This window comes from Thalassotalea marina (genome assembly GCF_014656435.1).
In the GTDB taxonomy this organism is placed as follows: domain Bacteria; phylum Pseudomonadota; class Gammaproteobacteria; order Enterobacterales; family Alteromonadaceae; genus Thalassotalea_C; species Thalassotalea_C marina.
Window position 1 is genome coordinate 451447 of the sequence record NZ_BNCK01000001.1, and the last position, 15371, is coordinate 466817.

Sequence of the window (15371 nt, forward strand, 5' to 3'; positions counted from 1 at the left end):
TTTAAGAGAAAAAAAAACCGCAAATGTTGCCATTTACGGTTTTCCTTAAATCTTTTTAACTTAGCTGTTAAGTGCGGCTCTCACCTGACCACTTACTGCGCCTAAATCAGCTCTGCCTTGCATCGCTGGTTTCAATATTGCCATGACTTTACCCATGTCAGCCATTGAAGCGGCACCAGTTTCACCGATTGCATCGTTAATTAGTTGAGCAATTTCTTCAGCAGTTAATGCTTGAGGAAGAAACTCTTCTAACGTTGCAACTTCAGCTCTTTCATTATCAGCTAATTCTTCGCGGCCACCTTCAGCATACATTTTAATTGACTCTTTACGTTGCTTAACCATTTTAGTTAAAACGGCAATAACGTTTTCGTCGATTGCTTCAGTACCGTGATCAATTTCAGCTTGTTTAATCGCTGACAACGCCATGCGTATAACGCCAAGACGATTTTTGTCTTTGGCACGCATAGCGTTTTTCATTTCTTCTTTGAGCTTTTCAAGTAGGCTCATGCTACTTCTCGATATGCAACTAAGGTCGGCTTAGTACATACGAACGCGGCGTGCGTTCTCACGAGATACTTTCTTAGCAGCGCGCTTAACAGCAGCAGCTTTCTTGCGCTTACGCTCCCAAGTTGGCTTCTCGTATGATTCGCGACGGCGAACTTCTGATAAGATTCCTGCTTTTTCACAAGAACGTTTGAAGCGACGTAGTGCTACGTCAAATGGTTCGTTTTCTCTAACTTTAATTACTGGCATTGTGCCTCTTACCTTAGTTGTATCTCTATAGATTTGACGAAATGCTTTACGCGCTTTTGGTTATTCACGCCTTACTTTCGCCCACTCTGTTAAAAAATGGTGCGGTATTCTACTGCCATGCTAGGTGGAAAGTAAAGGTTAATTTCGCTTTTAACTGGTTTATTTGTGCTTTGCTAGGTAAAATCGCCCTCCAGTTTAAGTTAGCTTATGGTCAAAGTAGTAAATATGCGTATTTTGGGTATTGAAACCTCTTGTGATGAAACGGGGATCGCCATTTATGATGAAGAGCAAGGCATTCTTGCGCATCGCCTTTATAGCCAAATTAAAGTGCATGCCGATTATGGTGGTGTAGTACCTGAATTGGCGTCGCGTGATCACGTTAGAAAAACCTTACCTTTGATCAGAGAAGTTTTAGCTGAAGCTAATTTAACACCTAAAGATTTAGACGGTGTTGCTTATACATCTGGCCCTGGTTTAATTGGTGCGCTGCTTGTTGGCTGTTCTATTGGTCGCAGTTTAGCGTATGGCTGGAATATTCCAGCAGTGCCTGTTCATCATATGGAAGGTCATTTATTGGCGCCTATGTTGGAAGAGGATGTGCCTGAGTTTCCGTTTGTTGCTTTACTGGTTTCTGGTGGTCATACCCAGTTAGTGAGAGTAAACGGTATTGGTGAATATGAAATGTTGGGCGAGTCAGTAGACGATGCTGCTGGTGAAGCCTTCGATAAAACCGCTAAGTTATTAGGTCTTGATTATCCTGGGGGCCCAGTTTTAGCCAAAATGGCAGAGTCGGGTACCAAGGGGCGCTATAAATTCCCAAGGCCAATGACAGATAGACCTGGTTTAGATTTTAGCTTCAGTGGGTTAAAAACCTTTGCTGCAAATACGATTAACAGCGCAAAAGAAAAGGGCGAGTTAGATGAACAAACGCATGCTGATATTGCCTATGCATTCCAAGAAGCTGTGGTTGATACACTCGCCATTAAGTGTCGCCGTGCGTTAGAGCAATGTCAGCTTAATCGACTAGTTATTGCCGGTGGTGTAAGTGCTAATACGGAACTAAGAACTAAACTAGCCGTTATCACCAAAAAGTTAGGTGGCCAAGTATATTACCCAAGACCTGAATTTTGTACGGATAATGGTGCGATGATTGCCTATGCAGGTATGCAAAGATTGAAAGCGGGCAATTTTGCTGACTTATCTTTTAAAGCGACACCTCGTTGGCCGCTTGATACCTTACCGTCAATCTAACTCAGTTTTTTGTCAGTAATTTTTGGCTCGTTTCCTTGAATTAAGCGAGCCATATTATGCCTGTGCCTAACTAAAATAATAATGCTGAGCATCAGCACTGGATAAGTATAAACAGGCTTTAGTAGCCAAGTATAAAACGGTGCTAAACAAACCGTGATAATGGCTGCCAAGCTAGAATATTTCGTTATTTTTGCGACGCTAAACCAAGTGATCACCAACAAAGCGCCTAAATCTAAGCCTATCGGCAATAAAGCTCCAAAAGCGGTGGCAACTGCTTTACCGCCTTTAAACTGAAAAAATATTGGGTACATGTGGCCAAGACAGGCCGCAATAGCAATAACGCCAAGATAAATAGGTTCAATACCTAAAAAATAAGCACCCCAAACAGGAATAGTGCCTTTTAGTACATCAAAGGCTAGTACGGAAAGTGCTGCAATTTTACCGCCTATTCGTAAGACGTTAGTTGCGCCGGGGTTGCCAGATCCTTTAGAACGTGGGTCAGGCAGTTGAAGTAGTCGACAGATCAAGATAGCACTTGATACTGAGCCCATTAGGTAGGCAACTACTATCATTGCAAGTGTTAAAACCAACATTTACAGCCAAATCCGTCTTGATCATTCTAAGTTGTTGTCATTGTAGCCTTTCGTCAAAGCAATTGAAATAATCAATAGCGATATGCTAGTTTTTCTAAGCCTGTACAGGTAAACTCGCCAATAATTTTTACAACAATAAAGCACGTTTCATGGATAAAGTTTTTATTCAGGGGTTATCAATTCAAACCACTATTGGTTTTTTCGCTTGGGAAAAAGAGATCAAACAGACTTTGGTCATAGATCTAGAAATGGGGTGGGACACTTCTATTGCCGCTAAAAATGATGAGCTGGCAAAAACACTAGATTATGCCGACATTTCTCAACAAATTGACACGTTTGCCAATGATAATCCTGTCGATTTATTGGAAACGTTAGCGGAAAGAATGGCGGCATTTTTAATGACAACATACGCCATACCATGGTTAAAACTTAGAATTAATAAACCAACCGCTGTGCACAATGCAGTGTCAGTTGGTGTTGAAATTGAACGTGGTGTGAAGGCTTAATGGCAACGATTTATTTGTCGTTAGGCAGTAATGTTGATCGCGAAGCAAGTATTAATGCCTGCCTAACTTCTTTACATAAAGCCTTTGGATCAATAGAGCTGTCATCGTTGTTTGATAGTTCTTCGGTTGGTTTTGAAGGTACCGACTTTTACAACATGGTCGTTAAAGTTGAAACCACAATGGCTTTAGAGGCACTTGTGGTTTTTTTACGTGAAATGGAATACGCCCATGGTCGTGAGCCAGACGCCAAAAAGTTTAGCCCGCGCACGATAGACATTGATCTGCTGCTTTATGATGACGTTATTTGTGATTCACCAGCTCAGTTGCCCCGTGATGAAATCACTTTTAACGCTTTTGTTTTGTGGCCTCTTTCAGAACTGGCGGCAGAGCAGAAACATCCTGTCAACGGCAAAACTTATGGCGATATGTGGGCGGCATTTGATAAATCTTCACAACAATTAACAAAAATCCCATTAACTTGGACAGTACCTAAGGAAGTTAAACATTTATGAGTTTTATGGAAATATTTTTACTTGCGTTGATACAAGGGCTCACAGAGTTTTTACCAATATCGAGCTCGGCGCATTTAATTCTGCCATCAGCGTTACTCGGCTGGGCTGATCAAGGGCAAGACTTTGACGTGGCAGTGCATGTTGGCACATTGTTGGCGGTGGTACTATATTTTCGCAAAGAAGTGGGCGCGATGGCGGTGGCCTGGTTTGGCACTTTAGGTGTAGGCCCTGGTAAACATGACAAAAGCTCATTTGACGGCAAGCTAGCATGGTGGATTTTATTTGCTTCAATTCCTTTAGGGCTAGTCGGCTTTTTAGGGGCTGATTTTATTGAAAGCCATCTACGTAGTGTTGCCGTGATTGCTGCAACAACAATTGTTTTTGGTTTGTTACTCGGTTTTGCCGATATCATAGCTAAAGAAAATGTTACCGTTGAGCAATTAGGTTTAAAAGGTGCGTTACTGATTGGCGTATCGCAAGCGATAGCGCTTATCCCTGGTACATCTCGCTCAGGTATTACCATGACAACGGGAATGATGTTGGGCTTGAGCAAAGAAAACGCTGCGCGTTTTTCATTTCTACTTTCTATCCCAGGCATCATGATGCCGGGCGGATACCTGACTTATAAGTTGGTGAGTACAGCTGAATCTGTTGATTGGCAAGTATTAGGCCTAGGCAGCGTTTTGGCGTTTATTAGCGCGTATGCTTGTATTCACTATTTCCTTATTATTGTAAGTCGCCTTGGCATGATGCCATTTGTTATTTACCGACTGATACTCGGTGCAATCCTCGTTTGGTTTATTATGAACTAGAACTTTAAGAAACTGCTAAGTTTATGTTTTATTTGACTTAGTGCTGTTTCTTATTCAAATCTGAGGTTAAATAGTTTTAATGAAGCCAGTGAGTCAAATCACTGGCTTTTTTGATCAAACAATAAAAACCTTTCGTATCTAGCACTAATAAAAATGTTGTAGTTTTGCTGTGTTGAAGTTTACGTAAACGTCAAATTAGTAGGTGTTTAATGCAACAAGTTTGTATAGAATAACTGCAACACTTATCGCACAACACATAATGAACAACGGGTAGTGACATGAATTTATCGCTGACTGAAGAGCAAATGATGATTCAAGACATGGCAAAGAAATTTGCTGAGTCGGAATTAGCGCCAGTAGCTGCACATTTAGATGAAACACAAGATCAAACCATATTCTTAGATAATTTAGCCAAGTTGACTGAACTAGGGTTTATGGGATTAAACATAAAGGCTGAGTACGGTGGAGTAGAAGCTGGTACGGTTGCGTTTAGTTTAGCAATTACTGAACTTGCAAAAGCTTGTGCTTCAACGGCGGTGACAACGTCTGTTACCAATATGGTGGCAGAGGTCATTCAAGCAGTAGGTAATGAAGATCAAAAGCAAAACTATTTGCCAAAAATTTGTGGTGGTGAATATCGTGCCGGTGGCTTTTGTTTAACGGAAAATACCGCGGGTTCTGATCCAGCAGGAATGAAAACAACTGCGACAAAAGACGGCGACTATTATGTTATTAATGGCAGTAAACTATATATCACCAGTGGTACTTTTGCTGATGTGTTTGTTGTTTGGGCTGTAACCGATCCACAAGCGAAAAAAGGTAAAGGCATTTCGTGTTTTATTGTTGAATCAGGAACGCCTGGTATGACAATTGGTAAAACTGAAGACAAAATGGGTCAAAAAGCTTCACCAACTAACGAAGTGCATTTTGAAAACTGCCGCGTGCCAGCTAGCGCAATGTTAGGTGAAGAAAACAAAGGTTTTGCTTTAGCCGTTGGTGAATTAGCGGGTGGTCGTATTGGTATCGGTTCTTTGGCGTTAGGGGTTGGATTAGCTGCTATGGATTATGCACGTGCCTATTTAACTGAGCGCAAACAATTTGACCAACCACTAGCAAACTTCCAAGGTTTACAGTGGAAATTAGCCGAGCGTTATACAGAACTAGAAGCTGCACGTTTGTTATTAATGCAGGCAGCTTATACCAAAGAGCAAGGTTTACCGTTTGGCAAACAAGCATCAATGGCGAAGTTATTTGCCGCTGAAAAAGCAAATGTTGCTTGTTATGACGCGTTACAAATGATGGGTGGTGCTGGTTATATCAAAGAATACCCACTTGAGCGCTTTGCTCGTGATGTACGTGTTACTTCTATTTATGAAGGTACCAGCGAAATTCAAAAGGTGATTATTGCCAGAGCATTATTAAGCGAAGTGCAATAACCCTTAGCTACATACCAACTGCATTTAGTTAGAGCATGTTTTGTCACGTGCTCTAACAAATCTCTACCTTTATTTCCTACACTAAACCTCATTAAATAAAAGACTTGTAATCACAAGCAAGTGCCCCAATTATTTAGCTTATCTGTTGTTTAAAACACCCAGTTTAAGAGGATAAAACGTGTCAAATCCTGCCATTGCGATCAATATGGAAAATTTCCAAAACATTATTTTGGAAGACTCAAAAGAAAAATTGGTACTTGTCGCTTTTTGGGCTGATCAAGTGCCTGAAAGTGTTGAATTAAGAGATAAACTTACAGCGCGAGTAGCAGGTGCAGAGCAACATGTTCTGATGACAACCTTAGATTGCGCTGTTGAACAGCAAATTGCTATGCAGTTTGGCATTCAAGGTTTACCAACGGCTATTTTAGTTAAAGATGGTCAGCCTATTGATGGTATTTCTGGCCCACAAACAGATGAAAGTATCGAAGCATTTATTGGTAAGCATTTACCTAAAGTAGAAGATGGCTTGTTAACTCAAGCTAAAGAATTGTTAACACAAGGGCAAGTAAACGAAGCTTATACTGTTATTGTTAAAGCCTATGAGTTAGCAAATGAAAGAGCAGATATAAAGTTTGTATTAATTGATGTATTGCTACAATTAGGTAAATTAGAAGACGCACAAGCGTTGCTTGAAACTATCAAAATGGTTGATCAAAACAGCGACTATGCAGCGCTAGTTGCCAAGTTAGAGTTAGCCACGCAAGCGGCTGATTCACCAGAAATCCAAGCGCTAGAACAAGCACTTGAAGCAGATCCGGATAATCGAGAGCTACAGCAAAAGTTAGCTGCACAATACAACCAAGTTAATCGTAATGAAGAAGCGTTAACCATTTTGTTTAGGCTAGTGCAATCTGATAGAACTGATACTGATAGTAAGCAATTACTACTAGATGTACTTAAAGCCTTACCTGATGGCGACCCTCTAGCGACAAAATTCCGCAGAAAGCTCTACACACTGATGTATTAAACGCGTAAACTGAAAGCATACGAAACCCTTATGGAGATAAACGTAAGGGTTTTTTGTTTAAGGTTCTTTATGTTTTCACAAAAGTGTATGCATAAATGTTTGCGTTATTGATTACATAGCGTGTTATCGATTTATTAAGTTCATCGACCGCATTTATTATGTATGTCAACACAGCAATTGTTAAGCTTAAGCCTTTAATGAAAAATCGTTTTACGCTGTGTAACACCCCCTCTTGAGAACAAAGTTGTATTCACTGGTACAGAGCGTCATGATCTCAATAAGTTAATCATATTACAGCTCTGTGTTTTGGGCATCGGCCAAAAGCAAGTCGTTAATTAGATGCTTATTGATACAAACTGTCACTTTAATAAGAACTTGCTACAAGTCTTTTTATGAAAGGAATGTGTGTAAAAAATGTTATCTAAAACTCGCCCCCTCATTGCGGCATCTTTTATTATGCTTGGTGTTTCAGCATGTCAAAACACCGCACCAGTAGAATCAGTGGTTAGCCAGTCTGTTAATGAGACAGCTGAAGACAAAAAACTTAGTCAACTGATTGATCGAGAATGGAAATTCAGAACGTCTGCAGATAAAAAAGATAAAGACGCTGCGAAAAAGCTGTCTGATTTATCTCCTGAGTACTTAGCTGCTCAAAATGCTAAACGTGTAGAGCTGTTAAAAGACGCAAAAGCGATTAACCAAAGTAAGCTATCTGCTGAGCAGAAAATCAATGCACAAATTTTGATTTATCAACTGCAAAACTCAGTGGATAACTATCGATTTAAAGCACATCAAATTCCTTTGACGTCAGAAAGTGGCTTTCATGCTTATATTGCTAGCATGGCCAAAGGTAATTTTAAAACAGAAACTGCCTACGAGAACTATATTGCTAAGTTAGGTGCATTACCAAAATACTTTGATCAGCAAACCTCGTGGCTAAAAGAAGGCTTAGCGGTAGGAAATACGCCTGCTCAAGTGGTACTTAAAGGTTTTGAACAAAGCATTGAAGCGTTTTTAGTTCCAGCAGAAGAAAGTGTTTACTTTAAACCATTTACCACCTTCCCTGATAACATACCTGCTGACACTCAGGAAAAGCTTAAAGCTGCTGGCTTAGCACAGGTTAAAAATAGTGTATTGCCAAGTTACCAAAAGTTTTATGACTTTATGGTTAACGAATACATTCCAAATGCACGTAAAGAAATTGCAGCTTATGAACTGCCAGATGGTAAAGCGTTTTATCAAAACCGCGTTCGCTATTTTACTACGCTTGATATGACACCAGAGCAAGTGCATGAATTAGGTTTAAAAGAAGTAAAACGTATTCGAGCAGAGATGGAAACTATTATTGAAGAGTTGGAATTTGACGGCTCATTCAGTGATTTCCTTCACTACTTGCGCACCGATCCAAAGTTTTATGCAACGTCAGCAGAAGAGTTGCTAAAAGAAGCGTCATTTATCGCGAAAAAGGCCGACGCTGTACTACCTAAATATTTTGGCTTACTGCCACGTAAACCATACGGGATAGTGCCAGTACCAGCTGAAATAGCACCAAAATATACTACTGGCCGTTACAGTGGTGCCAGCCGTGATGATCAAGCTGGCTTTTATTGGGTAAATACCTATGCATTAGATAAACGCCCATTATATGAATTAGAAGCGCTTACTTTGCATGAAGCGGTACCAGGTCACCACTTACAAATATCTTTAAACAAAGAGCTAGATCATTTACCTAATTTTAGACGTTATAGTTACATTTCGGCCTTTGGTGAAGGTTGGGGACTATATGCAGAATACTTAGGCTTAGAAGCGGGTTTTTATAAGGATCCCTACAGCAACTTTGGCCGTTTAACATATGAAATGTGGCGTGCTGCCCGCTTAGTTGTTGACACTGGTATGCATGCGATGGGTTGGACTCGTCAGCAAGCGTTAGACTTTATGGCTGGTAATACGGCTTTATCACTGCATAACGTAACGACGGAAATTGATCGTTATATCTCTTGGCCAGGACAGGCACTGTCGTACAAAATTGGTGAATTGACCATTAAACGTTTACGCAAAAAAGCGGAACAAGAGCTGGGCGAGAAATTTGATATTCGAGCATTTCACGATGCGGTATTGGCCAATGGCGCGATACCACTGAAAGTGTTAGAGCTGAAAATTGAAGAATTTATTGCTAAAGAAAAAGCAAAAAAATAGCTAACAAAAAGCCCACAAAAGTGGGCTTTTTTATGATCTGATTTCTGTGTTGCTTATTTTAACTTCTCAGCAAATTTCTTCTTAAATTTAGCTAGTTTTGGTGAAACAACGGCCTGACAATATTGGTTTTCAGGGTTATTGTTAAAATATTCTTGGTGATAATCTTCGCCGCAGTAAAACGTCGCCAATGGACTAACTTCAGTGATGATGGCATCAGGCCAAGTATTGTCATCTGTCATTTCTTGAATAATCTCTAGCGCAGCTTTTTGCTGGCTTTGATCATGGAAAAAGATAGCAGAGCGGTATTGTGTGCCAATATCATTGCCTTGGCGGTTTAGCTGAGTTGGATCATGCAGAGCAAAAAATATTTCTAAAATATCGCGGTAGGTGATTAGCTCTGGATTAAAGGTTAATTGTACAACCTCAGCGTGGCCGGTATTGCCTTCGCACACGGCCTTGTAGGTTGGGTTTTCAGTGTGTCCACCCATATACCCTGATTCTGCTTTAACAATACCTTGTAGGCTATTAAACGCCGCTTCAATACACCAAAAACAACCGCCAGCTAAGGTTGCTTGTGCTAATGTTGAACTCATTTGATTTATTCCCAAGTAATGGTGGCAAGATTATACCAATCCGTATAAGAGATTGCTCACTTAGCGAGAGTTTAAAGGCTTAGATGCAAGGCATTGATTGCAAAGAATGGTTATTCAGGAGAACGTGCTCCTGCGTTCTCTCATAAGCTACATCCCTGTAGCGTCCTTATTAAAATCAATAACACAGCATATAAGCCTTTAAAGCTCGCCCTATGGGAATGCATGGTCAACATGATAACTGCACAAAATAAGCTTAATGTAGAACAACTATATCTTCACTTATTTCATTTGTTCTAATGCCGTCCATACCATTCTAAGTGGGTAATTCTTTATGCGGATCGGTATTATATATTGGAACGGGAAAAGGACAAAATGCTTCGTGCTTGGTTTAATAAACTGGCTAGCGCTCAGGGTTGAACGCTAGCCGAGTGAACAGTTAAATATTGTAGGCAATATGTTGATGGAATCTAACCGTGAGCTCTTCTTTCTCTGGTGGGATCTCTAACTCTGTGGCCAATAAACGAGTTGCTTGCTCAATTTGGTTTAAAAAGCGACCAAAGCCATGGTCATCGTAATTATCTCGCGTAGCAACAAATATCAATTGAACATTGTCAGCTAATTGGTCTGCTTGCCATTTGCTGATGATGCCACACGGACTCATTTCTGGGTTGTAACCTAGCATTTGTAACTCGCCTACACGTGATAACAATTCTTGTTCACTGTATCTGACGATGGGGACTAAGCCATTGGCAATCAATGCGCCATTGTTAAGGTTGTAACGTTTTGCAATCAATGAAAATGTATCGGTTAAAAAGGTATAAAGCGGGTTGTATGGATCTGGTGAATGAGGGTCAATTTCCACCATGTTTAACAAACGATTATTAACGGCTAAGTTAACAATGGCATAAGTGATTGGTGAGTTGTCCTTAGGAAGTTCAACACCTTGGCTAGCATAACGTTCGCTTATCGCTCGCATCTTATAGGCACCAACGCCCATACAACCTTTGTTTTTAGCAAATAAGTCGTAAGTTAAATGTTGGTGATCCCTCACTCTAATACTGTTAGCAGGGATAGCAAGCGTTTGTTGGTAACTCGTAAGAAGCTTAAACACTTTGTCGTGAAAGTAGGCGGCGTTTGTACGAATATCTTCACCTGTTGCTAGAAACAGCATGGTAACTTTTTTGGCTCGCACATTGGCATCAAAAAACGAGTTTTGTAATTCATGTGTTAGCGGATCATAATAAAACAAAATCTGTTGACTGGTCTGCCATTGGTGCATCTCCTGGCTGTACCGCACACGAACTAATTTGTCGTTGGCAACAAAAACACAACCCTTGATGTTAAAGTCGTTACTCAGTGTAAATAACAACTGCGATAAACTTTGGTAAAACTGAAAGTATGATTGCGGTGCTTGAGGATCCAAATCTGGAGAAATACTTTGTATTAGCTCATCTGTAATGGGGAACTCTGCTAAAATATATTGGTTATCACGTGCATTTGTTGGCACAAAGGCCTTATGAGCGGCACTGCGCTTGCGTACAATTGACATATAGTAATCCGACACTGAAGTCTTAAGTTGCGGCGATTATAGTTTTTGCATGTGACACTTTTATGTCAGTTTTGACGAAATATATGCACAAAAACAGTCATTGTTCGCTTATTAATGTCTCTAGAATAAAGTGAAATATGTCAGTTTTGTTGCATTGTGTTTTATTAAACACAAGCTATTAGCCCTTGCTTGCATCTTTTAGCAAAACCCCTTAACCTCGCCAGCTATTTAAAATCATTGATTTACCCTATGACGAATAATGCACAACTGATTGAAGCGATTAATCAAACTATGCCATTTGGCAAATATGCAGGTCGTAAACTATTGCAATTGCCTGAGCCTTATTTAGTTTGGTTCCATAGTAATGGCTTTCCAGAAGGTAAACTTGGTGAGCAATTAGCACTAATTTATGAAATTAAGTTAAATGGTTTAGAGAAAATTGTTCGTCCTTTGTTGAGGGAATAATTCGCCATTTACTTCTATATAAAGTTTTCATAACCAAAATTGTTTTAAGATCCTACCGAAATATCGTTGTAAAAATAACCAATACAAATTCAGGTGCTTATAAATTAGTTAAAACATTGGCATGAATTTTAGTTCGCTAGCACACTATTTTTACATTTTGATGACAATATTTTTGCTTGCATTCAAATTTCAAATATTCTTAAATTAATTATCGATTGAAGTTCGTAATCGGTCAAAAACTTTCCTTAAAACCTATGTATTTCAGTAGATTATGGAGACTCATCTATGAGAAGACAAAAAAGAGATCGTTTAGATAGAGCGTATTCAAATGGGTATCAAGCAGGCATTGCAGGCAGACATAAAGACAATTGCCCTTATCAAAACGCAAACGCAAAATCAGAATGGCTCGGTGGTTGGCGAGAGGCCATGACAGATAGAAACGCCGGTTTATATAAGTGACGCTACACAATATTAATCAGTAACGAAAAAGCCCTCAATGTGAGGGCTTTTTCGTTACTGATTGTTGATAAATGTATATCTTTTAATGGATATTAATTCAATTAACATCACTTCAACCTAAGTTATTTACTATGGCCACAAGCAGTACATGAAGTTTGTTTTTTTACATTAAAATACTGCCACTGCTGATTAAGACCATCGTATAGGGCAAGTCGGTTCGTCTTTACTGGCAACCCCATTAATATTTTTAAAGCTTCAGTTGCTTGTACACCGCCGATCACGGCCAAAATTGGCCCCAAAATACCAATGGTCTGACAATTGTTAACGGGGGCATTTTCTGCACTTGGGAATACACATTGATAACAAGCACTTTCTTGATTGTTTGGATCAATGACCATTTGCTGACCATCAAAACCGGTGGCTGCGCCGAGGATCAGTGGTTTTTTATGTTGTAAACAAGCCTTATTAAGTAAATAACGAGCGGCTATATTGTCTGTGCAATCAATGACTAAATCGACATTAGGAATATAATAATCAGCAAGCTCTTCATCGAGCATTTCATCAATCACTTCAATGTCGACGTCTGGGTTATTTAACTGCAGTTTTTCGCTAGCTGTATCAGCTTTATTGAGCTTTACATCTTGTTGACTAAACAGGACTTGACGTTGTAGATTCGTAATATCTACCTCGTCACCATCAGCGATCAGTAACTTACCAACCCCAGCGGCCGCTAAATATAGAGCAACTGGATTGCCCAGTCCGCCCATGCCAACGATCAGTACTGTGGCATTACGTAACTTTAACTGCCCTTGTTCACCCACCTTGTTTAACATGATTTGGCGGCTATATCTTAGTTTTTCTTGCGTTGATAACATGAAATTTTTACCAGCTATTTGCTTTGTTTTGATCCGATTGTTTTGCATCTAGCCAAAGTTTTTGCCCATTGGCATGCACTTCTTTTTTCCAAAATGTTGCCTTAACTTTCAAAAAGTCCATGATAAATTCACACGCCATAAAGGCGCTTTGACGATGTTTACTGGTGACGCCAACAAACACTATTTGTTCACCCACATTTAACATGCCAATACGGTGAATAATACAAACTCGTCCTAAATGCCATTTGCTTTTTGCTTGTTGGGCTATTTGCAACAGCTGTTTTTCGGTCATTTGTGGATAATGCTCTAAATACAAGCCTATGACATCTTGCTCTAGATTATTGTTTCGCACGCGCCCACAAAATGTTGCAGTTGCTCCGTCGTCAACATTGTTTTGGTGAAGTTTATTCATTTCTGCGCCCAAATCAAAGTCTTGTTGTTGCACTTTTATCACAATGTTGTCATTTGTCATTGTTATCCACCGGTTACTGGTGGGAAAAAGGCAACTTCATCACCAGGTTTTAGCGTTTGTTCGCGTGTCGACATTTCTTGGTTTACCGCCACTAATATCGATTGATTAAAGGCATTGTTGTAGTTAGGGTGCAGTTTAGTAAGTGCACTTAGCAAACTTTGTACATCGGTAATACCATCTGATGAAAGTTCAAGCTTTTCACTGCCTAGTTGTTCACGAAGTGAAGCAAAAAATAATACGTTGATCATATTAGTTTTCCGTTGCTGATTGCCAGTGGCCTGTTTTACCACCTTGTTTGCTTAAGACTTTGATGCCAAATATTTCCATACCAGGATCAGCAGCTTTACACATATCAAACAAAGTTAAACAAGCGACAGATACGGCAGTTAAGGCTTCCATTTCTACGCCGGTTTGTCCGGTGAGTTTGCAAAGAGATTCAACACGAATATGATTGTTTATGGTATCTAATTCAAAATTTACGCCGACCTTAGTCAACATTAACGGGTGGCATAGTGGGATCAGATCACTGCATTTTTTTGCCGCTTGAATGCCAGCGATACGGGCGACGGATAGCACGTCACCTTTTTTGTTGTCACCTGACTGGATCAATGACATGGTTTCAGCAGTCATTTTTATATAGCCTTCGGCTGTTGCTGTGCGCGACGTCATTTGCTTGTCTGTGACATCAACCATATTTGCGTCACCTTGTGCATTGATATGGCTAAGTTGAACATTTTTATCAGTCATAAACTTACTTCTCGATATTTAAATGTGGCACAAAGTTACAAGGTTTATGTGCGGAGTCTAGCTGCTCAGCTATAATCTTGTCCCACGCCGTTTTACATGCATTTGTGGAACCAGGTACGCAAAATATGACCGTGTTGTTTGCCATGCCGCCAAACGCTCTTGATTGCACAGTAGAAGTGCCAATTTCTTGATAAGAGATGGCACGAAATAGCTCTCCAAATCCTTCAATTTGACGATCAAAAAGTGGTGTAATTGCTTCTGGAGTATTATCTCTGACAGTAAAGCCGGTACCGCCAGTAGAAATGATAACCTGGATATTATTGTCAGCAACCCACTGCGACACGATAGCACGTAACTGATAAATATCGTCTTTCACTATGTTTTTAGCGACTACGTTATGTCCCGCACTTGTGGCGCGCTCTACCAATGTGTGTCCTGAGGTGTCAGTTGTTTCGTCACGTGTATCTGACACCGTTAAAATGGCAATGTTTAGTGGTGTTAATAAGTTATCTGTTGGCTTTAAACTGCTCATGTTTATTTCTCTTGCTGTATTGTTGCAGGGCAAGTTGCAATTGATTTGGGGTATTAGTATTTATTAAAAGGCGCTCGTCACTTATTTTTAGTGCTTGTTGCGGTACGTTTTCAAGAAAGTCTTGAATTGAAGGCCCTTTGGTTTGTTGCGAATTGCTGTTGAGCGACATTTGTTGCTTTACTTTGTTCATGGCCAATTCGGTAAAACCGTTAATTGGTAAAAATAGCGGTAAACGGTTGCCTTGATAAAAAGTTGCCTGTTGTTTAAGCTGCCCGTGCATGATCAACTGTTTTATCAGGTCACTTGTTATCAGTGGCATATCTACCGGTAGAATTATCAGCGATTGCGGACGATATTGCGCAATAACCGATAAGATGCCCGATACAGGCCCTTGGTTAGGATATAAATCAGCAACTTGGTAATTATTGCCACTGACCACGGTTTCTTTAATGCCTGCGTGATGCATGATTGCTTTGGTATGTGCTAACAAGCTATTGTTTGCAAAGGTAAGACTTGCTTTGTCTTGCCCCATGCGTGTTGAATTTCCTCCTGCGAGCACAACACCTAGGCAAGTTAAGTGACTATTCACTTAA

At 40.1% G+C, this 15371-nt stretch carries 20 protein-coding genes; 9 read left to right on the forward strand and 11 right to left on the reverse strand.

The window, feature by feature from the left end; translation table 11 throughout:
* Positions 1–60: 60 nt before the first annotated feature.
* Together IE199_RS01965 and rpsU are read right to left on the reverse strand one after the other, a co-directional pair.
* Positions 61–507 (reverse strand): GatB/YqeY domain-containing protein, encoded by a 447-nt coding sequence (locus IE199_RS01965; protein ID WP_189767029.1) that lies wholly within the window; start codon positions 505–507, stop codon positions 61–63.
* A 30-nt stretch (positions 508–537) separates the two neighbouring features.
* Positions 538–753 carry a 30S ribosomal protein S21 gene (rpsU, locus tag IE199_RS01970; RefSeq protein ID WP_011045067.1) on the reverse strand — a complete coding sequence of 72 codons (216 nt, stop codon included), beginning with the start codon at positions 751–753 and terminating at the stop codon, positions 538–540.
* Positions 754–978: 225 nt separating this feature from the next.
* On the opposite strand from rpsU, the gene tsaD reads away from it, so the two are divergent.
* Positions 979–2004: a tRNA (adenosine(37)-N6)-threonylcarbamoyltransferase complex transferase subunit TsaD gene (gene tsaD / locus IE199_RS01975; RefSeq protein WP_189767308.1), complete on the forward strand. Its 1026-nt coding sequence runs from the start codon at positions 979–981 to the stop codon at positions 2002–2004.
* Here the strand turns inward: tsaD and plsY are convergent.
* Positions 2001–2597 (reverse strand): glycerol-3-phosphate 1-O-acyltransferase PlsY, encoded by a 597-nt coding sequence (gene plsY / locus IE199_RS01980; RefSeq protein ID WP_189767030.1) that lies wholly within the window; start codon positions 2595–2597, stop codon positions 2001–2003. The genes tsaD and plsY overlap by 4 nt on opposite strands.
* 149 nt (positions 2598–2746) lie before the next feature.
* On the opposite strand from plsY, the gene folB reads away from it, so the two are divergent.
* From folB to IE199_RS02010, 6 genes are all read left to right on the forward strand, one after another.
* Complete coding sequence (folB, locus tag IE199_RS01985) at positions 2747–3103, forward strand: dihydroneopterin aldolase (protein ID WP_189767031.1); 357 nt, start codon at positions 2747–2749, stop codon at positions 3101–3103.
* Positions 3103–3615 carry a 2-amino-4-hydroxy-6-hydroxymethyldihydropteridine diphosphokinase gene (gene folK, locus IE199_RS01990; RefSeq protein WP_189767032.1) on the forward strand — a complete coding sequence of 171 codons (513 nt, stop codon included), beginning with the start codon at positions 3103–3105 and terminating at the stop codon, positions 3613–3615. The genes folB and folK overlap by 1 nt, the downstream gene beginning before the upstream one ends.
* Positions 3612–4427: an undecaprenyl-diphosphate phosphatase gene (locus IE199_RS01995; RefSeq protein WP_189767033.1), complete on the forward strand. Its 816-nt coding sequence runs from the start codon at positions 3612–3614 to the stop codon at positions 4425–4427. The genes folK and IE199_RS01995 overlap by 4 nt, the downstream gene beginning before the upstream one ends.
* A 278-nt stretch (positions 4428–4705) precedes the next feature.
* Positions 4706–5863, forward strand: a complete 1158-nt coding sequence (locus IE199_RS02000) for an acyl-CoA dehydrogenase family protein (protein WP_189767034.1) — start codon at positions 4706–4708, stop codon at positions 5861–5863.
* Positions 5864–6041: 178 nt separating this feature from the next.
* Entirely contained in the window at positions 6042–6890 is an 849-nt protein-coding gene (locus IE199_RS02005; protein ID WP_229854485.1) for a tetratricopeptide repeat protein, read from the forward strand.
* 414 nt (positions 6891–7304) lie between these two features.
* Entirely contained in the window at positions 7305–9086 is a 1782-nt protein-coding gene (locus IE199_RS02010; protein ID WP_189767035.1) for a DUF885 domain-containing protein, read from the forward strand.
* 53 nt (positions 9087–9139) lie between these two features.
* Here IE199_RS02010 and msrA read toward each other — a convergent pair whose 3' ends face one another.
* Both msrA and IE199_RS02020 read right to left on the reverse strand, forming a co-directional pair.
* Positions 9140–9679 (reverse strand): peptide-methionine (S)-S-oxide reductase MsrA, encoded by a 540-nt coding sequence (gene msrA, locus IE199_RS02015; RefSeq protein WP_189767036.1) that lies wholly within the window; start codon positions 9677–9679, stop codon positions 9140–9142.
* Between the two features lie 436 nt (positions 9680–10115).
* Complete coding sequence (locus tag IE199_RS02020) at positions 10116–11228, reverse strand: DUF3083 family protein (protein ID WP_189767037.1); 1113 nt, start codon at positions 11226–11228, stop codon at positions 10116–10118.
* Positions 11229–11477: 249 nt separating this feature from the next.
* Here IE199_RS02020 and IE199_RS02025 point away from each other — a divergent pair, with 249 nt between their 5' ends.
* Both IE199_RS02025 and rmf read left to right on the forward strand, forming a co-directional pair.
* Entirely contained in the window at positions 11478–11693 is a 216-nt protein-coding gene (locus tag IE199_RS02025) for a DUF3820 family protein (RefSeq protein WP_189767038.1), read from the forward strand.
* A gap of 285 nt (positions 11694–11978) precedes the next feature.
* The gene (gene rmf, locus IE199_RS02030; protein WP_189767039.1) at positions 11979–12152 is read left to right on the forward strand and encodes a ribosome modulation factor; all 174 of its coding nucleotides are present in this window, start codon (positions 11979–11981) and stop codon (positions 12150–12152) included.
* Positions 12153–12274: 122 nt separating this feature from the next.
* On the opposite strand, the gene IE199_RS02035 is transcribed toward rmf, so the two are convergent.
* The 6 genes from IE199_RS02035 to mobA are packed head-to-tail and all read right to left on the reverse strand — an operon-like array spanning position 12275 to position 15367.
* Positions 12275–13027: a HesA/MoeB/ThiF family protein gene (locus IE199_RS02035; protein WP_189767040.1), complete on the reverse strand. Its 753-nt coding sequence runs from the start codon at positions 13025–13027 to the stop codon at positions 12275–12277.
* 7 nt (positions 13028–13034) lie between these two features.
* Entirely contained in the window at positions 13035–13499 is a 465-nt protein-coding gene (moaE, locus tag IE199_RS02040; RefSeq protein WP_189767041.1) for a molybdopterin synthase catalytic subunit MoaE, read from the reverse strand.
* 2 nt (positions 13500–13501) lie between these two features.
* Entirely contained in the window at positions 13502–13747 is a 246-nt protein-coding gene (gene moaD / locus IE199_RS02045) for a molybdopterin converting factor subunit 1 (RefSeq protein ID WP_189767042.1), read from the reverse strand.
* Position 13748: 1 nt separating this feature from the next.
* A complete protein-coding gene (gene moaC / locus IE199_RS02050) occupies positions 13749–14246 on the reverse strand; it encodes a cyclic pyranopterin monophosphate synthase MoaC (protein ID WP_189767043.1) in 498 nt (165 codons plus the stop codon).
* 4 nt (positions 14247–14250) lie between these two features.
* Positions 14251–14778, reverse strand: a complete 528-nt coding sequence (gene moaB, locus IE199_RS02055; RefSeq protein ID WP_189767044.1) for a molybdenum cofactor biosynthesis protein B — start codon at positions 14776–14778, stop codon at positions 14251–14253.
* Positions 14753–15367, reverse strand: a complete 615-nt coding sequence (gene mobA / locus IE199_RS02060) for a molybdenum cofactor guanylyltransferase (protein WP_189767045.1) — start codon at positions 15365–15367, stop codon at positions 14753–14755. The genes moaB and mobA overlap by 26 nt, the downstream gene beginning before the upstream one ends.
* Between the last annotated feature and the right edge of the window lie 4 nt (positions 15368–15371).